Raw genomic sequence first — 22,982 nt, 5'->3', positions numbered from 1 at the left:
GAGGCGCCTGTGTCCAGCTTGCGGGACGAAACAGAACGTTTGACGGCGTGCGCCGATCCCGACGGCGCGCTCGGCCGTCTGGCGCGGGTGCTGACCGGCGACTCGCGCGTGAGCGTGACGTTCGGCGCGGGCGAGCCGCGCGTGGAAGGCGAACGCTTCGTGCTGCCCGCGCGCCTCGCGAGTGAAGGCGCAAATGAAGCCGCACTGCTCGGCGCGCTCGATTTGCTGGCGGCGCGGCATCGCTACAGCGAAGCGGCGCGTCTCGACACGCCGCAAGCCGGCGTGACGGGGCGCATTGCGCAGGCGATCGAGGACCGTCGCGTGCTCGCGCAGCTCGCGCGGGCGTTTCCTGGTGCGCAACGCTACGCCCACAGCTGGCGTACGCAGCGCGGCGAGGCGGTCGCGCGGCACTGGTCGAAACTGGCGTGGCGCGAGCGCCTTGCCTGGGCGATCGAGCGTACGCTGTGGGACGATGCGCCGGGCGTGCTGGAGCGCGATGCCGCGGCGCTTGCCGCCGCGCTGCGCGCGATCGACGCTCCGCTCGGCGCGGCCCGCGCAAGCCAGTCGACGCGCGCCAGCCTGAGCGCCGCCGCGGCGATCGTGGCGGGCGTGCGCTCGCTCGCGTCGCGCGGCGCGAACAACATGATGCAGACGGCGGGCCTGTCCGAAGGGCTCGACGACGAAGCGGCGCGGCTCGCGCAGGCGATGGACGTATTCGGCGAGGAAGGCGAGATCGAGCCGCCGGGCGGCGCTTTGCAGCCAGATGACGCCCGCGAAGGTGCTGGTGGCGCTTCGGCACGCGCGAGCGCCGAGTCCGATTCCGCCTCCGGCGCAGCGCTTTCCGAAGCGGATGCGCCTCACGCCGCCATGAATCGCAGCCCCGCGCCAGGGCGGCCACGTTTGTCGCTCCCGCTGACCACGGCTTACGACGCCGTCACCGATCTCACGGGCCGCGGCGACGCCGCCGCCTGGCGCAAGCTGCGCGCCTTGGCGCGCGCGGAGACCGGCGCGCTCAAGGCCCAGTTCGAGCGCCTGCTCAAGGCCGACGAGCTCACGCACTGGAAGCGCGAGCAGGAGCGCGGCGAGATCGACCGCGCGGCGCTCGCGCGTCTCGCCGCCTCGCGCGGCTACCGCACGCCGTTTCGCGTGGCGCGTCATGCGAGCGGGCGCGACACGGTCGTCACGCTGCTGCTCGACCTGAGCGGCTCGATGGCGGGCCGCAAGATCGAGCTGGCGCGCCTGTGCGCGGCGGCGCTCGCCGACGCGCTAACGCAACTCGCCTTCGATTCGGAAGTGCTCGGCTACAGCTCGACCGAAGCGCCGGAAATGCGCGCGCGCTACGAGCGCGAACGCGCCGCCGGCGCCGATCTGCGGGCCTATAACCGCTTTGTCGAGCGGCTGGATCTGCGCGTGTTCAAGCGCTTCGACTCGCGCGACCTGAGCGGACTCGCGGCCATCGAGTGCGGCCACGAGAACCCCGACGGCGAAGCGCTCGCCTGGGCGGCGTCCCGGCTCGCGCAGCGCAAGGCGCGCCGGCGGCTGCTTTTTGTCCTCTCGGACGGCTATCCTTCGACGAGCGACGGCGACCCGACTGTGTTGCGCAGCGACCTGCTCGCACGCGTGCAGGCGGTCAAGGAGCAGGGTATCGAGCTGGTCGGCATCGGCATCCTGGACGACGCAGTCGAGGCGTTCTATCCGCATGCCGTGGTCGTACGCAAGCTGCACGAACTGCCGGCCACCGCGTTCGCGACGTTGAGCTGCCTGCTCGCGGGCCGGCCGCACTGAAACCGGGCGGGCAATGGCAGCGGCGCTTTCCTTGCCGGACTGGGCGCATTGCGCTAACTTGAGCAGGGCAGGCGTTGCGCCGCCTGCCAACCCATCCACTGACGAATAGATACAGGTCATGCCAGGCCGCAATTACCGACCCGTGGATTACGACCGCCTCTACTACCGGCTCGATCTGGAGCCGGGGGCGAGCGAGGCGGACATCAAGCATCACTATCGCCATCTCGCGCAGATCCTGCATCCCGACAAATGGCGGCACCCCACGGCCGCCTCGATGCGCTGGGCCGACGACCAGTTCAAGCGCGTCAAGGAAGCGCGCGAGCTGCTCGAGGCGTACTGGTCCGTGCATCATGCGCCGCCGGTGAGCCGCTCCGCGCTGAGCGTGGCGCAGGCCGACGAACTGCACGCGCAGATGCAGGCGCTGCTGGCGCAGCGTGAACGCGTGCGCGCCGAGCTGGACGGGCTGCGCGCCGAGCGCACGCGTACCCTCGACGAGATCCAGCGCATGCGGACCGAACGCGACTCGCTGCACGGCGAACTCACGGGGCTGCGCGACGAAGCGGATGCCGCGCAGCCAGGCGAGCCGCAGGGCGCAACCGCGCCCGAAACCGATGACGTGCACGCGCGTTCAGGCGGTGTGCGCGATTTCCTGTTTGCGAAATTCGACGACCCGTCGCGGGGCTGGCTGCTCACACTCTCCGCGAGCGTGTTCGCGTGCATCGTGATCTTCGTTGCCGCGCACTGGATCGCGGGCTTGCTGCTCGCGCCCATTGCGCGCTTCGAGGTTGGCCGCTGGCTCACGCATATTCTGCAGTGGGCGCTCGTGGCGGGCGGCGTGGTGCTCACGTTCGGCTGGGGCTGGTCGCAGCGCACGCTGTTTCGCGCCGGGCGCGCCGGGCGCGAGCACCCCGTGGCCTTGCCTGCCGATGAAACGCGCCGGCGCGTGAGCGCGGCGTTGCGTCACGAGGCGCACTACGGAGCGGAGTGGAGTATCGAATCGTACGAGGCCGCACCCGACGATACGCAATTCGCGCTGCGTGCGGTCATGCGCTTCTCGCCTGGCTCGCAAACCGCCACGCGACGCCACATGGTGGCGTTCCGCTGCGGGGCGCACACGACCGGCGCCGCGCAGACGGCGCTCGCGTACGACTTCTCCGTGGCCGCGCCCACGTGGTGGCTCGTTCCCGCCGCGCGTGTGGTGCGCGACCTGCGCAAGCGGCTCGACGCCGATCTCGGCGCGCCGCGCTGAAGCGGCGTCGCTTTCAATCGACGACGAAAAGCTTCGCACCCGTGCGCGTGTACGACTGGTGCGCCTCGGCGTTGTCGCCCACCTGATAGCTCATGCCGGGCGTGAGGACGAACTTGCGCCCGTCGTCGAGCGTGGTTTCGAGTTCGCCTTCGAGGCAGAACAGAATGTGCCCCTTCTTGCACCAGTGATCCGCGAGGTAGCCCGGCGAATACTCGACCATACGCACGCGGATCGGGTCGGCTTCGTCGCCGAAGAAACGCGTGCGCCAGGTGGCCATGCCCGTTTCCCCGTTGTGTTGGGTGGGTTCGACGCTGGACCAGTCGGTGGTGCCGAAGCGAAATGCGTCCATCTTCATGCGGTTTTCTCCTTGTGCGTTACGTCAGAGTGTAGCGGAGCAGGCTCACGCATCGTCGTCGTCCGCCACGCGCTCTCGCTCGTCCACACGCTTCATGTTATCGAGCAGCTTCAGCAGATAGTGCAGCGTGTGCGTCATGTCGTCCGACGAAAAATTGTCCAGCACGGCTTCGTAGTACGCCTCGATTTTCGGCGTGGCCTGCGCAACCCATAGCTTGCGGCCCGGCCCGGTCATGCAAACGAGGCGCGAGCGGCGATCGCGCGCATCCGCCTGAGTACTCACGTGGCCGTCGCGTTCCATCCGGCTGATCAGGCCCGAGAGATTCTGGCGGCTCACCATCAAATAGCGCGCGAGATCGCCCACGCTCATCCCCGGCTGGGCTTCCGGGCGCGAGAGCGCGCCGAGCACTGCCCATTGCTGCGTGGTCAAACCCTCGGCTTCCACGGCGCGCGTGCCGGTTTTATGCAACATGTTTGCGCATTGATAGAGCCGGAAGAAGAGCCGGTTGGCGAGATCGAAGCGGCTTGAATCCTGAATTTTTAGCGTTTTAGGCAAGGGTTTCTCCTGGTGATTCCGCGCTTGTCTTCGAATTGGGTGTTACCTAGTATACGTCAATATATTGACGTAATTCGCGACGGGGCCAAAAGGCAGGCCCGGCGTCGAAGGCGTCTATGGTACTGCTCAACCGAATGGAGGATCGCGGTGCGAAAACTCGAAGGCAAGACGGTCGTGGTGACGGGCGGTGGCGGCGGCATCGGCGGGGCGACCTGCCGGCGCTTCGCGGCCGAGGGCGCGCGTGTAGCGGTGCAGGATCTGTCGCTCGAAGCGGCGCTGAAGGTGGCCGGGGAGATTCACGAAAAGGGCGGCCACGCGCTGGCGCTGCGTTGCGACATCACGAACCGCGCGGAGGTGGAAACGGCGCTCGAGCAAGCGCAAGCACAGCTCGGTCCCGTGGATGTGCTCGTGAACAATGCGGGCTGGGACGTATTCCGCCCGTTCACGAAGACCGAACCGGCGCAGTGGGACAAGCTCATCGCCATCAATCTCACCGGCGCGCTGCACATGCATCACGCGGTGCTGCCTGGCATGGTCGAGCGCAAGCGCGGACGCATCATCAACATCGCCTCGGACGCCGCGCGCGTGGGCTCGTCGGGCGAAGCGGTCTATGCGGCGTGCAAGGGCGGCCTTGTGGCGTTTTCGAAGACCATCGCGCGTGAGCATGCGCGCCACGGCATCACCGTGAACGTGGTGTGCCCGGGCCCGACCGACACCGCTCTCTTCGCCGAATACAAGGAAGGCGCGGGCAACCCCGAAAAGCTTCTGGAAGCGTTCCAGCGCTCCATTCCGCTCGGCCGCATCGGGCAGCCCGACGATCTGCCCGGCGCGATCGTGTTCTTCGCGAGCGACGACGCGAACTACATCACGGGCCAGGTGCTGAGCGTATCGGGCGGCCTGACCATGGCGGGCTAACGCCGACGAACGCGCGCTCTATCGACTACGAAATATCAAAGGCATCGATCATGAACTACGAAGACATTCTCTACGAAGTGCGCAACGGCGCGGCATGGATCACCATCAACCGGCCCGACAAGATGAACGCGTTTCGCGGGCGCACCTGCGATGAACTCATTCACGCGATCAACAAGGCGGGCTACGACCGCGAGATCGGCGTGATCGTCCTTGCGGGTGCGGGCGACAAGGCGTTCTGCACGGGCGGCGACCAGTCCGCGCACGCGGGACAGTACGACGGGCGCGGCACGATCGGCCTGCCGATGGAAGAGCTGCACACGGCGATTCGCGACGTGCCCAAACCCGTGATCGCACGCGTGCAGGGTTATGCGGTAGGCGGCGGCAACGTGCTGTGCACGATCTGCGATTTCACCATCGCTTCGGAAAAGGCCGTGTTCGCGCAGGCGGGCCCGAAGGTCGGCTCGGTCGATCCGGGTTACGGCACGGCGTTTCTCGCGCGCGTGGTGGGCGAAAAGAAGGCGCGTGAAATCTGGTATCTGTGCCGACGCTATCCGGCCGCCGAAGCGCTGGCCATGGGCCTCGTGAACGCCGTCGTGCCGCACGATCAACTCGACGCGGAAGTGCAGAAGTGGTGCGACGAGATCATGGAAAAGAGCCCCACGGCCATTGCGATCGCCAAGCGCTCGTTCAATATGGACACCGCGCATCAGGCCGGCATTGCTGGCATGGGCATGTATGCGCTCAAGCTCTACTACGACACGGAAGAATCGGGCGAGGGCGTGCGCGCTTTCCAGGAAAAGCGCAAACCCGAGTTCCGCAAGTACGCCAAATAAAGGCGTCTCCATGACGATCAGGATGACGAATGAATAGAGCAGGCCGCTTCAAGGAGACACGATGAATCCGTATATCGACGAAGACCTCGCCGCGCTCGGCGAGCACGCGCGGCGCTTCGCACAAGGGCGCGTCGCGCCTGGCTTTATCGAGCGAGACACCACACGCGTGCTCGATCGCGGGCTCATGCTCGAAATGGGCGAGATGGGCTTCATCGCGCCGGAGTTGCCTGAGCAGTATGGCGGCCAGGGCCTGGGCTGCCTCGCCGCGGGGGTGATCCACGAGGAGATTGCGCGCGCGGACCTGAGCCTCTCGTACATCAACCTGCTTGCCTCGCTCAACGGACAGATCCTCGCCAAGCACGCCGCGCCCGAGATTGCGCGCCCGTGGCTCGAGCGCCTCACGCAGGGCCGCGCGCTGCTCGCCATCGCGCTCACGGAACCGCGCGGCGGCTCGGATGCCGCGAACCTGCGCCTGAGAATGGAGCGCATAGGTGATCACTACGTCCTCAACGGCGAGAAGACCTCGATTTCGGCCGCCGATCAGGCCGACGCCGCGGTGGTGTTCGCGCGCACCGGCAGCGTGGCAGACGGCGCGCGCGGCGTCTCGGCCATTCTCGTGCCGATGGATCTGCCGGGCGTCACGCGCAACCGCTTCGACTGCCACGGGCAGCGCGCCATCGGACGCGGTTCGATCTTCTTCGAGAATGTGCGCGTGCCGGTGGACCACCTGCTGGGCGGCGAGGGCAAGGGCTTCGTTCAGGTGATGCAGGGCTTCGACTTTTCGCGCGCGCTGATCGGCCTGCAGGTGCTTGCCGTGGCGAGCGTGAGCCTCGAAGAAACGTGGGAGTACGTCGCCCAGCGCGAAGCCTTTGGCAAGCCGCTTTCGGCATTCCAGGGCGTGTCGCATCCGCTCGCCGAATACGCAACCCAGGTGGAGGCGGCGCGCCTGCTGTGCCTGCAAACGCTGTGGCTCAAGGACCGTGGACTGCCGCATACGGCCGAAGCGGCCATGTGCAAGTGGTGGGGGCCGAAGCTCGCCTACGACGTGGTGCATCAATGCCTGCTTTCGTTCGGGCACGGCGGCTACGATCGTGGGCCGCTCGAACAGCGCCTGCGCGACGTGCTCGGCTTCCAGATCGGCGACGGCACGGCTCAGATCATGAAGACCATCATCGCGCGCTCGAACGCGGGCCGCGACGCGGTGCCGGCATGATGCGCGCCGCCTGCGACGTTTCCTGCAACGCCACGGGAGGCTGCATATGGAGTTCGACGCGGTATTGATCGGGCCGCGCCGCGCGCGGGAGGAGGCACGGCGCTGGTGGCCCGGGCGCACTATCAACGACGAACTGGACGCCTGCGTGGCGGAGTGTCCGGCGAAGACTGCGCTCACGGCGGTACGAATCGAAGACGGAGAGACCACGCGCTTCACCTACGCGCAGATGGCGCGCATGGCGGACCGCATTGCCGTGGGCCTGGTCAGGCTCGGTGTCGCGAAGGGCGACGTGGTCTCGATGCAGCTGCCGAACTGCTGGCAGTTCACGCTGCTATATCTCGCGTGCTCGCGCATCGGTGCGGTGCTCAATCCACTCATGCCGATCTTTCGCGAGCGCGAGTTGTCGTTCATGCTCAACCATGGCGGCAGCAGGGTGATGATCGTGCCGCAGCGCTATCGAGGCTTCGACTACGAGGCCATGCTGCGCGCGCTGCGGCCTGAACTACCTGCCTTGGAGCACGTGGTGGTCGTGGGCGCAACCGACGAAGGCGAGCCGGCGCGCAACAGTTTCGAAGCGCTCCTGAGCGGCCCGCGCTGGGAAGAAGCGAGTGACGCCAAAGCCATCCTCACGCGCAATCGCCCAGGCCCCGACGACGTGACGCAACTGCTCTACACCTCCGGCACGACGGGCGAGCCCAAGGGCGTGATGCACACGGCGAACACGCTGTTTTCGAACATTCTTCCTTATGCGCAGGCCATGCGTCTCGGCCGCGACGATGTCGTGCTGATGGCCTCGCCGATGGCGCATCAAACCGGCTTCATGTATGGCCTCATGATGCCGATCGCATTGCGGGCGAGCGCCGTCCTGCAGGACGTATGGCAGCCCGAGACAGCGCTCGCACTCGTCGCACAGGAGCGAGCGACGTTCACGATGGCGTCCACTGCGTTTCTCGGCGATCTCGCCCACGCGGCCATCGAGACGGGCACGCGCGTGCCGACGCTACGGACGTTCTTGTGCGCGGGCGCGCCGATTCCCGGCGCACTGGTCGAACGCGCACGCACGGCGCTGGGGGCGAAGATCGTCTCCGCGTGGGGCATGACGGAGCTGGGCGCGGTGACGCTCACGCGTCTGGACGACGATGACGAACGCGCGTCCACGACCGATGGCGCGCCGCTGCCGGGCGTGGAAGTGAAGGTGGTGGACGAGAACGATCACGCGCTGCCGCCGAGCGTAGCGGGCCGGCTTTTCGTGCGCGCATGCTCGGGTTTCGGCGGCTATCTCAAGCGCGCGCACCTCAACGCGACAGATGCGCAGGGCTGGTTCGACACAGGGGATCTCGCGATCGTCGACGAGCGCGGCTACATCCGCATCAGCGGCCGCAGCAAGGACGTGATCATTCGCGGCGGCGAGAATATTCCCGTGGTCGAGATCGAGTCGCTGCTCTATCGTCATCCCGCGGTTGCTCAGGTGGCGATCGTCGCATACGCGGACGAGCGGCTGGGCGAGCGCGCCTGCGCCGTAGTGGTGGCCAGGCCTGGCGCAGTTGTCGATCTGCCTTCGCTCGTAGGCTTTCTCAAGTCGCACAAGGTGGCCGCGCAGTACCTGCCCGAGCGGCTATGGCTGCTCGACGCCATGCCGACCACGCCCGCAGGCAAGGTGCAGAAGTTCCGTTTGCGCGACATGCTGCGTGAAGCCGATGTCAGAAAACCTGCCGGAACATCCAGTAAAGACCAGCAGCCAGCGCAATCGAAGCAGGCAACGTGAGCACCCACGCGAGCACGAGGTTGCGCACGGTGCCCCACTGCAGGCCCGAGCCGTTCGCGGCCATCGTGCCCGCCACGCCCGAAGCGAGCACGTGCGTGGTCGACACCGGCAAGCCGTAGACATCGGCCATGCCGATCGTGATCATGGCCACCGCTTCGGCCGAAGCGCCCTGACCATAGGTAAGGTGCTGCTTGCCGATCTTTTCGCCCACCGTCACGACGATGCGCTTCCAGCCCACCATCGTGCCGAGACCGAGCGCGAGAGCCACGGCCACCTTCACCCAGGTTGGAATGAACTTGGTCGAGTGGTCCATCTGCTTGCGGAAGGTGTCGAGCACCCTGGCGTCATCGGGTGACATCTCGGGTGCCTTCGCCTTTTGCATCAGGCGGATCGCTTCGCTCGCGACGTACATGTTGTTGCGCACGTTGTCGACGATCGCGTCGGGCACCGTCGCCATCGAGCCGGAAAGGGCAACCTGGTCGCCGATGGTGTCGGTGAGCTGGCGCAGCGCGGGCAGTGTGGCGGGCGTGAGCTGGCGCGTGCGCACGAACGCCTCGACCTCGGCGCGCGCGTTGTCGGGCGGCGTGCCGTGCGCGTATCGGCCTAGCGTTGCAGACGCCTCGCGCGCCACGACCACGAACGCCGCGGTTTGCTCGGGCGTGACGGCCTTGTTGAGCGCATAGGCGGTCGGCACGACGCCGATCAGGATCAGCATGATGAGGCCCATGCCTTTCTGGCCGTCGTTTGAGCCATGGGCGAACGAAACGCCGGTGCAGGTGAGGATGAGCAGCGTGCGGATCCAGCGCGGAGGCGCCTGGTTGGCTTTGGGCTCGGCATAGAGCGCGGGCACGCGCACGAGCAGCTTGAGGACGAGGAGCAGCAGCGCGGCCATGACGAAGCCGACCACGGGCGAGAACAGCAGCGCTTTACCCACGCCCGCCGCCTGGTCCCAGTCCACGCCGCTCGTGCCCGAAGGCCCGCTGATGAACTGGTTCATGATCCCCACGCCGATGATCGAGCCCACGAGCGTATGCGAACTGGATGAAGGCAGCCCGAAATACCAGGTGCCGAGGTTCCAGACGATTGCGGCGATCAGGAGTGCGAACACCATGGCGAAGCCTGCACCGCTGCCGACCTGAAGGATGAGTTCCACCGGCAGCAGTTGCAGGATGCCGAACGCGACCGCGCCGCTGGAGACGAGCACGCCGATGAAATTCCACGCGCCCGACCATGCCACCGCGAGATGCGGATCGAGTGAGTTCGTGTAGATGACGGTAGCGACGGCGTTGGCGGTGTCGTGAAAGCCGTTCACGAACTCGAAGCCGAGCGCGATGAGGAGCGCAAGCCCGAGCAGGATGAAGGGCAGCGCCGAGCTTCCGCGCACGGCGCGCAAATCAACGACGAGATGATCGATGACATAAATCGCCCCGGCCGCGATGACGGCGAGAAATAGGACGATGCCAATACCGCGGCGGCGTGCGCTCGGCGCGCGGTAGGGGGACAAGGGTATGTCCGGCATGAAAGCGTGGTGGCTCTGGTCAATCCGCTGGGGAAGCGCCTCGGCGCAGCGTATGCGGGTTCGCAAACTTGCGTGGCGCGGTGCCGCCTCGGCACGCTGGAAAAGCGCTGCAGACGAGACGACGCAGTGTCGCACAAATGACAAAAATCAGACACGGACGTGACGCCGCACGGGTCCGCGCGCGGGCGCGCTTTTGTGACTTTTCACAATCACCTTATCCGCTTTCCCAGTTCTCCCGGCGCGGCCAAGCCCGTAGCATGGGCGTGAAACGCGGCACCTCGCATACAAGCCGCGAATTGAATTCATGGAGACGAACGTGTCGAAAGCCCCCTGGTTCGCCAGCTATGGCGAGATTCCCGCCACCATCAATCCCGATCGGCATCCGTCGCTCGCGCATATGTTCATTGAGGCGATGCGCGAACATGCGCACCGGCCGGCATTGCGCGCGGGCGACGCCACGCCGGGCGACGCTTCGCCGGGCGACGCTTCGCCGGGCGACGCTTCGCTCAGCTACGCCGATGTCGATCGTCTCTCGCGCGACTTCGCGGCGTATCTGCAGCACCTGGGCGTGAAGAAGGGCGACCGCGTCGCCGTGATGTTGCCGAACCTGCTCGCGTTTCCCATCGCGCTGATCGGCATCGTGCGCGCAGGGGCGGTGCAGGTGAACGTGAATCCGCTCTATACGCCGCGCGAGCTTCAGCACCAGCTGGTGGATTCCGGCGCGCAAACGCTCGTGGTGTTCGAGGGTGCGCTGCCCACTTTCGATGCGATCAAGGCGCATACGGCCGTGCAGACCGTGCTGAGCGTTGCTGCAAGCGATTGCGCAAGCGCGGGCGGCGAGCGCGATGCGCAGCCCGGCTCGTTTGCGGCGGCGCTCGCACAGGGCGCCGGCTTGCCGTTCGAAGCCCCTGTGTTGTGCGGCGACGATCCGCTCTTCCTGCAATACACGGGCGGCACGACCGGGCTTTCCAAGGGCGCGCTGCTCACGCACCGCAACCTCGTCGCCAACGTCGAGCAGTTCAAGGCCTTCATGCCGGGCTTCATGAACCCGGGCGAGGAAGTCGTCGTGACCGCGCTGCCGCTCTATCACATCTTCGCGCTGACGGTGAATCTGATCACCTACTTCTCGATTGGCGCCGACAACTGGCTCGTTGCGAATGCGCGCGATCTCGACGGCATGATCGATGTGTTCAAGGCCGCGCGGCCCACGAGCTTCATGGGCGTGAATACGCTCTATGCGGGGCTCGTTGCGCATCCGCGCATCGGCGAGGTCGATTTTTCGCGGCTGCGGCTCGCGGGCGGCGGCGCGGCGATCATTCCTACGGTGTCCGAGCGCTGGCAGGCCATTACGGGCGGCTTCATCCGCGAAGGCTACGGGCTGTCGGAGACGAGCCCGGTGCTGTCGTTCAACCCGGGGAGCGTCGATCGCTTCACCGGGACGACGGGGCTGCCGTTGCCCTCCACCGACGTCAAGCTGATGAACGACGGCGTCGAGGCCGCGCCAGGCGAGCCGGGTGAGATCTGCGCGAAGGGCCCGCAGGTGATGCAGGGCTACTGGAACCAGCCCGAGGCCACGCGCGCCGCGTTTACGGACGATGGCTACTTTCGCACCGGCGACGTGGGCGTGTTCGACGCGCGCGGCTTCCTGCGCATTGTCGATCGCTCGAAGGACATGATCCTCGTTTCGGGCTTCAACGTGTATCCGAATGAAATCGAGGCGGTCGTGACCGCGCTGCCGGGCGTGGCCGAATGCGCGTGCGTGGGCGTGGCCGACGAACGAAGCGGCGAGGCCGTGCGCGTGTTCGTGGTGCCCGCGCGTGAGGCGGCGCTGAGCGAGGAAGCCGTGATCGCACATTGCCGGGCGCAACTCGCGGCGTACAAGGTGCCGCGCGTGGTGAGCTTCGTCGAGGCGCTGCCGAAGTCGACGGTGGGCAAGATCTTGCGGCGTGAATTGCGCGACGCGGGGTGAAGCGCGAGAGCGGGCGCGCCGCGTCATTCAGCGCGCCGCGCTCTTCGCCTTCTTCACCCCGAGGCGCCCCTTCTTCTCCATCTTCTTGCCATCGCGCTGGGCACCCTGCGTCGCCCCGCGCAGCTTGAGCGCGATATCGAGCCGCGCGATCCAGTGCGCGTCGGTGAGCTTCGCGCCCAGCAGCGTCTCGATGCGCTCGAGCCGGTAGTCGAGCGTATTCGGATGCACCCCTAACGTTTCAGCCGTCTGGCGCCGGCGCTGCCCACTGGCGAACCACGCTTCGAGCGTGGCGAGCAGGTCCGCCTCTGTCGCCAGTTGCTCGGCGAGCGAGACGAGATAGCGCAGCACGTTGGCGCTGCTGCGCACACTCTCCTCGATGGCGATCGACGAAAAGCGGTGCACGCGCAGGAAGTTGCCGGGTTCGTCGCCATTTTCGTCGCCGTCGTCCGCGCGGCTGCCACGCGGCGCAAAGTCCACCGCCTTGAGCGCCTCTTCCACCGAGGCCGCCCAGCCGCGCGCCCCTTCGTTCATGAGCCCGATGCCGATGCTGCGCACACGCGGCTCGGCGCGCGTGAGCGCGGCCGCATGCTCGGCCACGCGCTGATCGTTGCGCGTCATCGAATCGCCGCGCACGCACGGCAGCCAGAACACCAGCCGCTCGCGGTGCCACGCGCGCACGAGCGCGTCGGGCTTCAGTTCGAAGTGCCGCGCGGCGCTGAGTGCGAAACGGTCGAGCGCATCCTCGCGCACCGAAGGTGCGTGGTCGCGCAAGTCCAGATCGACGGCGAGTGCAATGCGCGGCAGCGTGGCGTCGAGGCCGAGCGCCTCGACGGTCTCGCGAAAACGTGCGGCGTCGTCGGGGGCATGGAACACGAGGTCGTAGAGCTGCTGCAGCAGCGAGCCGCGCCAGCGCGCCTGCTGGTGCTGCTCGTCGAGATAGGCCTCGGCGATGTGCTCGGCCATCGCATCGAAATAATCGAGCAGATAAGGCGAAATATCGAATAGCAGTTCGTGCGCGAGCGCCGGGTCGGCTTCAGCAAGCTCCGTGCAGGTGCGCCACAACTCGCGCGCGCCCAGGCGAAAGGCGCGCAGCAGCGAGCGCAGCGGCACGTTCTGGTGCACGCGGCGGCGCGCGAACGCCGCGGTCTGGTCCATGACTTCGGAGGTGGGCGGCGTGCCGTCGAGCAGGCACTGGAACCACAGGTTCGCGGAAAACGCGATCGACGAGAAGATGTCCTTGCGCGCCGCCGCCGAGAGCGCACTATAGCCTTCGAGCGAGAGCAGCGTGTCGTAGGTGCGCTGGACCGCCTTCGGCTGGGTTTTGGCGAGCGTGCGAAGCCTGCTGCGCAGGCGTGGGCTGATTGAGGGAACGGGGGGCGGCACGGTGAGTTCGCGGATTCGCGCGGGTTCGTTTAGGCGATACCCGCGAGTGTACTCAGCGCCGTGCCGTTGCGTCGAGGGGCTGCAGGCGAAACCGGGGGCCGTGCAGGCGACCCCCGGCGGTGCATCGGCACAACGTTCAGAACAACAGCGCGATACCCGCCATGCCGACGAACTGCGAGCGCGTGGACGAGGGCGTCGAGTTCTGCGAGTCGCCCACGGCCGGGCTCGCGTTGACGATGTTGCCCGCGCCGTTCGCGCCGAGCGTCTGGCCGCCCGCGTGCTGGTAGGCCTGCAGCGCATAAAGCGTGGTGCGCTTCGAGAGGTGGTACGACTCCTTGAGCGAGTACTGCTGATACCGCGCCGCGCTCGTGATGCCGTTGGCCTTCGAGGCCAGCGTGTAGGCGAAGCCGCCGCCCACGTCGAAGGCCGGCGTGAAGCGGTACACGGCGAGCGCCGCCCAGGTGTTGAAGATGGCCGTGTCGTGGAAGATCGACTTGCCACCCGCAATGTACTGAACGTTCGAATACGACGCGCCGAGGACCAGGTTGCCGATCGTGTAGTTGCCGCCGGCCGCGATGTGCTGGACCGCGCTCGCCGAGACATAGCCCGTATTCAGCGACGACTTGCCGAAGCTGCCGGTGGAGGAGCTGTCGAATCCGCTCGTCAACTGCGCGTTGTCCATACGCAGGATGGCCGCGGCGAGGCTCACCGGGCCGGCGGAATAGCGCAGCGCGGCGCTCCACGTCTGGCCCTTGCCGGTGCTGCCCGCAATGCCGCCGAGCGCGTACATGGCGCTGGCCTGCACGCCGTAAAAGATCGGCGAGGTGTAGGTGGCTGAATTGTTGATGCGCACGGTCGTGTCGAGACCGTCGATATCGCCGGGGTGCGCGCCGGTTGCGCCCGTGAGCCACGAGCTTCCCGTGAGCGGCCCGACGAACAGGTAATACGGCGTGTACTGGCGGCCAGCCGTGAACGTGCCCAGGTTCTGGTTCTGCAGGCCCACGTAGGCCTGGCGATTGAAGATCAGTCCGCTCGACGACAGCGCGCCCGAGTTGAGGTCGAAGCCGTTCTGCAGGTCGAAGATCGCGAACGTGCCGCCGCCGAGATCTTCCTTGCCCTGCAAGCCGAACTTGGACGCATACAGGTTGCCCTGGCGCAGATAGACGTTCGAGTGGCCGTTCTGGTTGTTGACGTAGGTAATGGCGTCGTCGACGGCGCCGTAAAGCGTGACGCTGCTTTGCGCGAACGCGGGGCTGGCCACGAGGGCCGCGCTGGTGGCGAGGAACGTGCCAAAACCAAGGCCTGCTTTCTTCATCGTTGTGTGTCTCCGGGTGAGATTTGGACTGCTTATATTTTTCTTTGCTACGCCGCCTGGTTTTCAGGTCGATGCGGCGTGCGTACTGCTGCGCGAAGTGACTACGGTGACTGCGTTTGAATCAATCCTGCGGGTTGCGCGCGCCCTCAGCGGCGAGTGCGCGCTGGCGCGCCTGCGCCGCGAGGCGCACGGCGGCGTTGGGCGCGCCGTAGCCGTCGTAGCCGCCGCGCCGCTCCACGATTTCCAGGAAGAAGCGCTGGTCGAGCGTTTCCGTGTAGGCGTGCAGGAACTCGCCGCCGCGCTCGTCGCGGTCGTAGAGCAGGTTGTGGTTGCGCAGCGCGTCGAGAAACTCGGGGTCGAGCGCATGGCGCGCGTCGAGATCGTCGTAATAGTTCGCGGGTACGCGCAGGAGCGGCACGCCGGCCGCCTCGAATTCGGTCACGGCGCGGAAGATGTCGCCGGTGTTGAATGCCACGTGGTTCAGGCCCGTGCCGTGGTAGGCGCGCACGGTTTCTGCCGCGGCCGTGTGCTGGTCCACCGAGGCGTTGAGCACGACGCGCAGCCCGCGGTCGCGGCTCATGAGCGCGCGGCTGCGCACGAGGCCGTACGGATCGGGCAGCAGCACGGCGGGCGTCGCTTCGAGCCCGAACGCCGACTTCAGGAACAGCACCCACGAGTCGAACGAGCCGGCAGGCAGCGAAAGGCTCACGTGATCGATGCCCGCGATCGGTCCCACTTCGACCGGACCGTCGATATCCGTGAGCGCGAAATCGGCTTCGAAGAGGGTGGGCTGGCCCGGCTCCTCGTTAACGAAATAGTTAAGACTGCCGTCCGGCCCCTGGACCGCGGGTACCACGCGCTCGTTCGGACCCACGCGGCCCGAGAACGGCTGGTAGCCAAAGCCCGCCGCGCGTTCGAGTGCAAGGCGCGCATCGTCCACGCGAAACGCCGAGGCGCAGAGCGAGAGCCCATGGCGCTGGAAAAACGCGCCGGCGAACGAGTCGGGCTCGGCGTTGAGCACGATGGCGGCCGAGCCGTGCTGATAGAGCGTCACGTCCTTCGAACGATGCTGGCCCGCGCGGCGGAAATGCAGCTTTTCGAGCCAGTTCGCCACATGCGCGCGCGCTGTATCGTCCACGGCGAACTCGAGGAATTGCCATTGCGCGTTCGCGGGCGCGGCGCTCGGGTGGTAGAGCGCGCTCGCATCGACATGCTCCGCCTGCAGGGTTTCGCGCGTGAGCGATTCGAGCAGCAAGAGCGAGCGATGGCCGTCGGCGGCGGTGGCGGCGGGCGGCGCGCCGCGAAAGCCGTCGTTGAAGATTTCGAGCGAGAGCGGGCCCGTGTAGCCGCTTTTCACCACCTGCGCCGTGAAATCCGCGAGCGCGAAGTCGCCCTGGCCCGGGAAGCAACGATAGTGCCGGCTCCATTCGAGCACGTCCATCTGCATTCTCGGTGCATCGGCGATCTGTACGAAACCGATGCGCGAGCCCGGAATCGCGGCGATGCCGTCGGGCGCGTCGTCGAGCGAGAGCGTGTGGAAGCTGTCCAGCGCGAGCGTCAGGTTCGCGTGATCGACGGTGTTGACGAGCCGCCACGCGTGGCCATAGGTGCGTACGTGGCGCCCCCATGCAAGCGCCTCATAACAGATCGTCACGCCCGCGTCTCCGGCGGCTTGCGCGAGCGCGCCAAGCTGTTCGGCCGCGAGGCCGTCGTCGCAGATCGTGTCGGGCGAGACATTGCTGCACACCAGCAAACGGTCCGTGCCCAGTTGATGCATCACGTCGAACTTGCGCTTCACGCGTTCGATATTGCGCGCGAGACGCTCGGGCGCGACGCCCTCGAAGTCACGGAACGGCTGGTATAGCACGATATCGAGGCCGAGACCGCCAGCCATGCGGCGCACGTCGGCGGGAGAACCTTCGAAATAGAGCAGATCGTTCTCGAAGATCTCGACGGCGTCGAAGCCCGCGGCGCGAATCGCGGCGAGCTTTTCGGCGAGCGTGCCGCTGATCGACACCGTGGCGATCGAGCGGCGCAGCGCGCGAGAGGGGGTGTGGAGCGGCTTGGACATGGGCATGGCGAGCGTGCTGACGGCGACTTCGGTGTTGAACAAGGGTCCGGTGCGGCGGCATGGGGCGGGCGTTTAACTAACTGGCGCACCGCAGACACACTTGCCGCTGGAGTGTCCGAAGGATACGCCAAACTAACTAGTTAGTACAAATTCTGGCAAACCCCAGGTGACCGGTGCACCGCTTCGCGGCACACTGGCGGCCATGCGGTGAAGCATGCAACGTCTCTTCAGCATGCGCCGTGCCAGTCGTCAAGCTGTTCTGGAGTGTGTGTAATGGGAATGCCTTCGGTGCTGGTCCTGAACGGGCCGAACCTGAATCTGCTGGGAACGCGGGAGCCCGCGATCTACGGCGCCGAAACGTTAGATGACGTTGCCAACCTGTGCCGCGAAGCGGCGGGGCGTCTTGGACTCGAGATCGATTTTCGCCAGTCGAACGCCGAACATCAGCTGATCGACTGGCTGCATGAGGCGCGTACGCGCGTGGACGGCGTCGTCATCAATCCGGCTGCGTATACCCATACGTCGGTGGCGATCGCCGATGCGCTTTCCGCCATCGCGAAGCCCGTGATCGAGGTCCATATCTCGAACGTGCACAAGCGCGAGGCGTTCCGGCACCATTCCTTCGTTTCGCCCATTGCAGAGGCCATCATCGTCGGCTGCGGCACGCAAGGCTATGTGCTCGCGCTGGAGCGCATGGCCACGCTGCTCGCCAGGAAGGTGACGAAATGAGCGCCCAGACCAACGCCAAAGCGAATGCGCTGGGCGCGCGCGCAACCGCCAACTCGTTTCTCTGCGGCCTGATCGGCTCGGGCATCGGCGGCTCGCTCACGCCCGCGATGCAGGAGCAGGAAGGCCGCGAACTCGGCTTCAATTATGTATACCGGCGCATCGACCTCGAAGCGCTGAAACTCACACCCGCCGCGCTGCCCGATCTGTTGCTGGCCGCCGAGCGCATGGGTTTCGACGGTTTGAACATCACCTTTCCGTGCAAGCAGGCCGTGATCGAACTGCTCGACGAACTCTCCGACGACGCCCGCGCGCTCGGCGCCGTGAACACAGTGTTGTTCCGCGACGGCAAGCGCATCGGCCACAACACGGACTGGTCGGGTTTCGCGCGCGCGTTCCAGCGCGGCCTGCCCGACGTCTCGCTCGAAGCGGTGGTGCAGCTGGGCGCGGGCGGCGCGGGCGCGGCGGTCGCACACGCGGCGCTGCAGATGGGCGCCCAGGCGCTCACGCTGTTCGACGTAGACGCGTCGCGCGCCGAGTCGCTCGCCGGCGAATTGCAGGCGCGCTTCCCGGCGGCGCGCGTGAGCGCGGGCGGCGATCTGCGCGACGTGCTCCAGCACGCCGCGGGCCTCATCCACGCCACGCCCACCGGCATGGCGAAGTTGCCCGGCATGCCGCTGCCTGCGGAGTATCTGCACGAGCGGCTGTGGGTGGCGGACATCGTGTATTTTCCGATCCGTACCGCGCTGCTCGAAGCGGCCGAGGCGCGCGGCTGCCGCACGCTGAGCGGCGGCGGCATGGCGGTGTACCAGGCAGTGGATGCGTTCCGGCTGTTCACGGGTGTCGAGCCCGACGCGGAACGCATGTATGCGCATCTGCAATCCATGCTGGCGGCGAACGCTGCCAGCGCCGGCGAATAACAACGACAGCGCGCGGCGGTAGTCGGCGCTAAAGCGCTAACTCCTGTCGACCGCCACATGGGCATGGGACGGGAGTAAGCGCTAAAGCGCCAACTCCCGTCGACCGCCACATGGGCATGGGACGGGAGTAAGCGCTAAAGCGCCAACTCCCGTCGACAAATCGGAGACGAAGACATGGCACCACCCGTATCCACGGGGCGCGGCGACGCGCCGAACCTTTCCGCAGCCGCGCCCGCCGAGGGCGCGATGCGCCGCTCGAAAGCGCGCTATCGCATCCTCGGCCTGCTGGCCGTCGGCACGATGATCAATTACCTCGATCGCACCGTGCTCGGCATCGCAGCGCCGCAACTCACCAAGGAACTGGGCATCAATGCGGCGCTCATGGGCCTCGTGTTCTCGGCGTTCTCGTGGAGCTACGTCGTCGCGCAGATTCCGGGCGGCGTGTTCCTCGACCGCTTCGGCAGCAAGTTCACCTACTGGCTTTCGATGACGCTCTGGTCGATGTGTACGCTCGCACAGGGCTTCATCAGCGGCGTGGGCGCGCTGTTCGCTTGCCGCCTGGGTCTGGGCGCCGCAGAGTCGCCGTGCTTCCCGACCAACAGCCGCGTGGTCGCCACGTGGTTCCCGCAAAGCGAGCGCGCGTTCGCCACGGGCACCTATACAGTGGGCGAATACATCGGCCTCGCGTTCTTCAGCCCGTTCCTCTTCGCGCTGATGGGCGCCTACGGCTGGCGCTCGCTGTTCTACGTGGTGGGCGGCGTGGGCATCGTGTTCGGCCTCGTGTGGTGGTTCCTGTATCGCGAGCCGCACGAGCACCCCGCGGCCAACCGCGCCGAACTCGACTACATCGAGGCAGGCGGCGGTCTGGCGCGCCACGAGCGCAAGGCCGACACGCAAGCCGCTGCCGGGCAACCGAAAAAGCAGGGCTTCGACTGGCGCATGGCCGGCAAGCTGGTGCGCCGCCGTCAGCTCGCGGGCATCTGCCTCGGGCAGTTCGCGGGCAACTCGACGCTCGTGTTCTTCCTGACGTGGTTCCCGACCTACCTCGCCACCGAGCGCCACATGGGCTGGCTCAAGATCGGCTTCTTCGCGATCATGCCGTTCATTGCTGCGTCGATCGGCGTAATGTTCGGCGGTACGTTCTCCGACTGGATGCTGCGCCGCGGCATCTCGGCCAACGTGGCGCGCAAGCTGCCGATCATCGCCGGTCTGCTGCTCGCCTCGACGATCATTCTCGCGAACTTCGTAGATAGCAACGTGGCCGTGATCGCGATCCTTTCGGTGGCGTTCTTCGCGCAAGGGATGGCCGCGCTCGGCTGGACGCTCGTGTCGGATATCGCGCCGGCCGGCATGCTCGGTCTCACGGGCGGCATCTTCAACCTGGCGGCCAATCTCGCGGGCATCATCACGCCGCTGGTCGTGGGGCTGATCGTGGGTGCGACGGGCTCGTTCGTCTGGGCGCTCGTGTTTATCGGCGTGATCGCGCTGATCGGCGCGGCGTCGTACATCTTCATCGTGGGTGATATCAAGCGCATCGAGCTTTGAGTCGCTGGTTCTGGGTCTTTGGCGGTTCCTTGTTTTCGTGTCGATCTGCAGGCGTTGGCATACCGACACGAACACAAGGAAAGGCCAAAGCAAACCCGAAGCAACCCCAAGGCCCGGCGCTTTAGCGCCCCATCCCCCATGCTAGAATCCACCGCATCCCATCCCTGCTGCGGGCCACAAAAAACATGGCAAGACCGGTGGCTTCGGCCGAACGCAACGATGCTCAATCCGAAAGCCGGCGCAAGTACGATCCCGAGCAGACCAAGCGCAATATCCTCGAAGTGGCGACGGCCGAATTCTCGGCCATGGGTCTCGCAGGCGCGCGTGTAGACGCGATCGCCGAGCGCACGAACACGACCAAGCGCATGCTGTATTACTACTTCGGCAGCAAGGAAGGGCTGTACGAAGCGGTGCTCGACAAAGTCTACGGCGACATCCGCGCGCTCGAACTGGACCTGCACATCGACGAACTGGATCCCACCGAAGGCCTGCGACGGCTCGTCGAATTCACCTTCGACTATCACGACCGCCACCGCGACTTCGTGCGCCTCGTGACGATCGAGAACATTCACGGCGCGAAGTACATCGAGCGCCTGAAAACCTTCCGCAGCCGCAATGCCAGCGCGATCCGCACGATCGAAGACCTGCTCGCGCGCGGCGTGTCGAGTGGCGCGTTCCGCGAAGACATCGATCCCATCGACCTGCACCTGCTCATCAGCTCGATGTGCTTTCACCGAGTGGGCAACCGGCACACGTTCGGCGCCGCGTTCGGGCGCGACCCCTCGCATCCGCGCCTGCGCGCGCGCCATCGCGAGATGGTCGTCGACGCCACGCTGCGCTTCGTCAAGAAGTAAGGCGGCCCCGGCACCGCGGCCGCCCCGGGTTTTTCCCGGGCGCCCGCCGATGCGGAACGCAATGGCCGCGGCGGGCTCGCCTCCCCGCACGGCGCCGCGCAGGGCTGCCAAAAGGCCCCGGCGAACTCCGCAGATTTATCTCCAAAAGTCCGTTGAGCCCCGTCCTGCGTGGCTGTCAGCTAGCATCGCTTGTCCCATAAAAGTGCGCAAACGCATTACACTACGGCGGTCAAGGCCGCCGCGCGCGGCCTCGCCCTGCGCAGCCGCGCCCCGCCTCGCCGGCGGGGCGGGCGCGCCGGTCCACGCCACCGGAGAGTCTTTAGCGCAATGAGCACCGCCATGCCCCGTTCCGGCCAAGCCGGCCTGCCTCGACAGACTCAGGGTCGCTATACCCTCGGCACACGCATCGTCCTCAGCTTTGGCTTGCTGTTCGTACTGATGCTCGCGATGGCCGCGGTCTCGTGGGATCGCCTGCGCGCCATCGACAGCGAGGCGATGAGCCTCACGGGCGATTCGGTGCCGGGCCTGTTCTACGCGACCTCGCTGCGCGCGGCGGCCAACCAGACCTATAGCCTCGTCGAGCGCGCGGCCTTCGTCGATGCCGACGCGGACAGCGTGGCCCGCGACCTGTCGGGCCTGCCCGCGGCCGTGGCGCAGGTCGAGGAGACCGCACGGCAGTACGAACGCACGCTTTTTCGCAGCGACGACCGCGAGCGCTTCCAGCGCTTTCGCGACGCCTACTCGCGCTATCTACCACTGGCGAAGGCGGTAGCGAGCCAGTTGCCCGCCTCGCGCCCCGCCGCGCAGGCCGCGTTCGCGCAGATCGGCCCGGCCTGGCAGGAGGTGCTCGCCACGGCCAACGGGCTCGTCGCCGAAAACCGTCAGCAGGCCGACGAGTCCGCGCAGACCATCCGCAACTCGGTCACGGGCACGGAGATCACGCTCGCCACGGCGCTGGGCGTCGTGCTGCTCGCCGCGCTTGCCACGGGCTACGCGCTCTATCGCGCGATCACGGTGCCGATGGCGCGGCTCGTGGAGGTGCATGACTCCATGCGTACCGGCAACCTTTCGCAGCGCCTCGCGCTGAACCGCGGCGACGAATTCGGCGTGCTCGAAGACGGCTTCAACCGCATGAGCGACGAACTGGCCAGCCTCGTCGCCCAGGCTCAGAAGTCGTCGCTGCAGGTCACGACCTCGGTGGCCGAAGTGGCCGCGACGTCGAAGGAGCAGCAGGCCACCGCGAGCGAGACGGCGGCCACCACGACCGAGATCGGCGCGACTTCGCGCGAGATTTTCGCCACGGCGCGCGACCTCGTGCGCACCATGAGCGAGGTGGCGACGGTGGCCGAGCAGTCGGCCGGGCTCGCCAGCACGAGCCAGAGCGGCCTCACGCACATGGAAGACACCATGCGCAGCGTGATGGAAGCGGCGGGCTCGGTGAACGCCAAGCTCGCCATCCTCAACGAGAAGGCCGTGAGCATCAATCAGGTCGTGGCGACGATCACGAAGGTGGCTGACCAGACCAACCTGCTTTCGCTGAACGCGGCGATCGAAGCGGAGAAGGCGGGCGAGTACGGGCGCGGCTTCTCCGTGGTCGCGACCGAAATCCGCCGCCTCGCCGACCAGACGGCCGTGGCGACCTACGACATCGAGCAGACTGTGAAAGAGATCCAGTCGGCGGTGTCGGCCGGCGTGATGGGCATGGACAAGTTCGCGGAAGAAGTGCGGCGCGGCATGCACGACGTGCAGGCCGTGGGCGCACAGCTTTCGCAGATCATCGGCGCGGTGCAGACGCTCGCGCCGCGCTTCCAGGTCGTGAACGACGGCATGCAGGCGCAGGCCACCAGCGCCGAGCAGATCACCCAGGCGCTCACGCAGCTTTCCGAGGCCGCCCAGCAGACGGCGGAGTCGCTGCGCCAGTCGTCGCAGGCCATCGACAATCTCACGCTCGTCGCCAACGAACTGCGCACCGGCGTGTCGCGGTTCAGGATCGAGGCGTGACGCGGGAGC

General features: G+C 66.8%; 18 protein-coding genes. 12 read left to right on the top strand and 6 right to left on the bottom strand.

Translation table 11 applies throughout. From position 1 onward, the window contains the following. Positions 1-9 precede the first annotated feature (9 nt). Positions 10-1,785, top strand: coding sequence for a cobaltochelatase CobT-related protein (locus M3A49_RS31940; RefSeq protein ID WP_266232526.1), 1,776 nt, complete (start codon positions 10-12; stop codon positions 1,783-1,785). A 118-nt stretch (positions 1,786-1,903) separates the two neighbouring features. Further along, a complete protein-coding gene (locus M3A49_RS31935; RefSeq protein ID WP_266232525.1) occupies positions 1,904-3,034 on the top strand; it encodes a DnaJ domain-containing protein in 1,131 nt (376 codons plus the stop codon). A gap of 13 nt (positions 3,035-3,047) precedes the next feature. On the opposite strand, the gene M3A49_RS31930 is transcribed toward M3A49_RS31935, so the two are convergent. Next, complete coding sequence (locus M3A49_RS31930; protein ID WP_254357802.1) at positions 3,048-3,389, bottom strand: DHCW motif cupin fold protein; 342 nt, start codon at positions 3,387-3,389, stop codon at positions 3,048-3,050. 45 nt (positions 3,390-3,434) lie between these two features. Further along, the gene (locus M3A49_RS31925; RefSeq protein ID WP_081771745.1) at positions 3,435-3,860 is read right to left on the bottom strand and encodes a MarR family transcriptional regulator; all 426 of its coding nucleotides are present in this window, start codon (positions 3,858-3,860) and stop codon (positions 3,435-3,437) included. A 231-nt stretch (positions 3,861-4,091) separates the two neighbouring features. On the opposite strand from M3A49_RS31925, the gene badH reads away from it, so the two are divergent. The 4 genes from badH (at position 4,092) to aliA (ending at position 8,670) form a co-directional block, all read left to right on the top strand. Next, complete coding sequence (gene badH, locus M3A49_RS31920; protein WP_266232524.1) at positions 4,092-4,859, top strand: 2-hydroxycyclohexanecarboxyl-CoA dehydrogenase; 768 nt, start codon at positions 4,092-4,094, stop codon at positions 4,857-4,859. 50 nt (positions 4,860-4,909) lie between these two features. Continuing rightward, the gene (gene badI, locus M3A49_RS31915) at positions 4,910-5,692 is read left to right on the top strand and encodes a 2-ketocyclohexanecarboxyl-CoA hydrolase (RefSeq protein ID WP_266232523.1); all 783 of its coding nucleotides are present in this window, start codon (positions 4,910-4,912) and stop codon (positions 5,690-5,692) included. A 61-nt stretch (positions 5,693-5,753) separates the two neighbouring features. Then, complete coding sequence (gene aliB / locus M3A49_RS31910; protein ID WP_266232522.1) at positions 5,754-6,905, top strand: cyclohexanecarboxyl-CoA dehydrogenase; 1,152 nt, start codon at positions 5,754-5,756, stop codon at positions 6,903-6,905. Between the two features lie 46 nt (positions 6,906-6,951). Further along, positions 6,952-8,670: a cyclohexanecarboxylate-CoA ligase gene (aliA, locus tag M3A49_RS31905; RefSeq protein ID WP_266232521.1), complete on the top strand. Its 1,719-nt coding sequence runs from the start codon at positions 6,952-6,954 to the stop codon at positions 8,668-8,670. Here aliA and M3A49_RS31900 read toward each other — a convergent pair. Continuing rightward, positions 8,606-10,189: an inorganic phosphate transporter gene (locus tag M3A49_RS31900; RefSeq protein WP_266232520.1), complete on the bottom strand. Its 1,584-nt coding sequence runs from the start codon at positions 10,187-10,189 to the stop codon at positions 8,606-8,608. The two genes, aliA and M3A49_RS31900, sit on opposite strands and share 65 nt — an antisense overlap. 316 nt (positions 10,190-10,505) lie before the next feature. Between M3A49_RS31900 and M3A49_RS31895 the strand changes: the two genes are divergently transcribed. Continuing rightward, positions 10,506-12,158 (top strand): AMP-binding protein, encoded by a 1,653-nt coding sequence (locus M3A49_RS31895; protein WP_266232519.1) that lies wholly within the window; start codon positions 10,506-10,508, stop codon positions 12,156-12,158. Between the two features lie 27 nt (positions 12,159-12,185). On the opposite strand, the gene M3A49_RS31890 is transcribed toward M3A49_RS31895, so the two are convergent. The 3 genes from M3A49_RS31890 to M3A49_RS31880 all read right to left on the bottom strand — a co-directional run bounded on the left by M3A49_RS31890 (position 12,186) and on the right by M3A49_RS31880 (position 16,894). Then, positions 12,186-13,541: a PucR family transcriptional regulator gene (locus tag M3A49_RS31890; protein ID WP_266232518.1), complete on the bottom strand. Its 1,356-nt coding sequence runs from the start codon at positions 13,539-13,541 to the stop codon at positions 12,186-12,188. Between the two features lie 136 nt (positions 13,542-13,677). Then, positions 13,678-14,856 (bottom strand): porin, encoded by a 1,179-nt coding sequence (locus tag M3A49_RS31885; RefSeq protein WP_266232517.1) that lies wholly within the window; start codon positions 14,854-14,856, stop codon positions 13,678-13,680. Positions 14,857-14,977: 121 nt separating this feature from the next. Beyond that, positions 14,978-16,894, bottom strand: coding sequence for a bifunctional sugar phosphate isomerase/epimerase/4-hydroxyphenylpyruvate dioxygenase family protein (locus M3A49_RS31880; RefSeq protein WP_266232551.1), 1,917 nt, complete (start codon positions 16,892-16,894; stop codon positions 14,978-14,980). Between the two features lie 306 nt (positions 16,895-17,200). Between M3A49_RS31880 and aroQ the strand changes: the two genes are divergently transcribed. From aroQ to M3A49_RS31855, 5 genes are all read left to right on the top strand, one after another. After that, positions 17,201-17,656 (top strand): type II 3-dehydroquinate dehydratase, encoded by a 456-nt coding sequence (aroQ, locus tag M3A49_RS31875; protein WP_028205387.1) that lies wholly within the window; start codon positions 17,201-17,203, stop codon positions 17,654-17,656. Then, positions 17,653-18,573, top strand: coding sequence for a shikimate dehydrogenase (locus tag M3A49_RS31870; protein ID WP_266232516.1), 921 nt, complete (start codon positions 17,653-17,655; stop codon positions 18,571-18,573). The genes aroQ and M3A49_RS31870 overlap by 4 nt, the downstream gene beginning before the upstream one ends. Before the next feature lie 246 nt (positions 18,574-18,819). Further along, positions 18,820-20,118, top strand: coding sequence for an MFS transporter (locus M3A49_RS31865; RefSeq protein WP_245623715.1), 1,299 nt, complete (start codon positions 18,820-18,822; stop codon positions 20,116-20,118). Between the two features lie 185 nt (positions 20,119-20,303). Further along, a complete protein-coding gene (locus tag M3A49_RS31860; protein WP_266232515.1) occupies positions 20,304-20,972 on the top strand; it encodes a TetR/AcrR family transcriptional regulator in 669 nt (222 codons plus the stop codon). A 327-nt stretch (positions 20,973-21,299) separates the two neighbouring features. Continuing rightward, a complete protein-coding gene (locus tag M3A49_RS31855; protein WP_266232514.1) occupies positions 21,300-22,973 on the top strand; it encodes a methyl-accepting chemotaxis protein in 1,674 nt (557 codons plus the stop codon). Positions 22,974-22,982: the final 9 nt, after the last annotated feature.

The organism is Paraburkholderia sp. CNPSo 3076 (genome assembly GCF_026343935.1).
Taxonomy (GTDB): Bacteria; Pseudomonadota; Gammaproteobacteria; order Burkholderiales; family Burkholderiaceae; genus Paraburkholderia; species Paraburkholderia nodosa.
This window is presented reverse-complemented; position numbering and strand designations above follow the sequence as displayed.

What these genes read in the sequence shown, in the direction of transcription:
- M3A49_RS31930 (WP_254357802.1), bottom strand. Translation starts at nt 3,389, where the DNA reads ATGAAGATGGACGCATTTCGCTTCGGCACCACCGACTGGTCCAGCGTC.
- M3A49_RS31865 (WP_245623715.1), top strand. Translation starts at nt 18,820, where the DNA reads ATGCGCCGCTCGAAAGCGCGCTATCGCATCCTCGGCCTGCTGGCCGTC.
- M3A49_RS31870 (WP_266232516.1), top strand. Translation starts at nt 17,653, where the DNA reads ATGAGCGCCCAGACCAACGCCAAAGCGAATGCGCTGGGCGCGCGCGCA.
- aliA (WP_266232521.1), top strand. Translation starts at nt 6,952, where the DNA reads ATGGAGTTCGACGCGGTATTGATCGGGCCGCGCCGCGCGCGGGAGGAG.
- M3A49_RS31925 (WP_081771745.1), bottom strand. Translation starts at nt 3,860, where the DNA reads ATGTTGCATAAAACCGGCACGCGCGCCGTGGAAGCCGAGGGTTTGACC.
- badI (WP_266232523.1), top strand. Translation starts at nt 4,910, where the DNA reads ATGAACTACGAAGACATTCTCTACGAAGTGCGCAACGGCGCGGCATGG.
- aliB (WP_266232522.1), top strand. Translation starts at nt 5,754, where the DNA reads ATGAATCCGTATATCGACGAAGACCTCGCCGCGCTCGGCGAGCACGCG.
- M3A49_RS31935 (WP_266232525.1), top strand. Translation starts at nt 1,904, where the DNA reads ATGCCAGGCCGCAATTACCGACCCGTGGATTACGACCGCCTCTACTAC.
- M3A49_RS31855 (WP_266232514.1), top strand. Translation starts at nt 21,300, where the DNA reads ATGAGCACCGCCATGCCCCGTTCCGGCCAAGCCGGCCTGCCTCGACAG.
- aroQ (WP_028205387.1), top strand. Translation starts at nt 17,201, where the DNA reads ATGGGAATGCCTTCGGTGCTGGTCCTGAACGGGCCGAACCTGAATCTG.
- M3A49_RS31885 (WP_266232517.1), bottom strand. Translation starts at nt 14,856, where the DNA reads ATGAAGAAAGCAGGCCTTGGTTTTGGCACGTTCCTCGCCACCAGCGCG.
- M3A49_RS31900 (WP_266232520.1), bottom strand. Translation starts at nt 10,189, where the DNA reads ATGCCGGACATACCCTTGTCCCCCTACCGCGCGCCGAGCGCACGCCGC.
- M3A49_RS31860 (WP_266232515.1), top strand. Translation starts at nt 20,304, where the DNA reads ATGGCAAGACCGGTGGCTTCGGCCGAACGCAACGATGCTCAATCCGAA.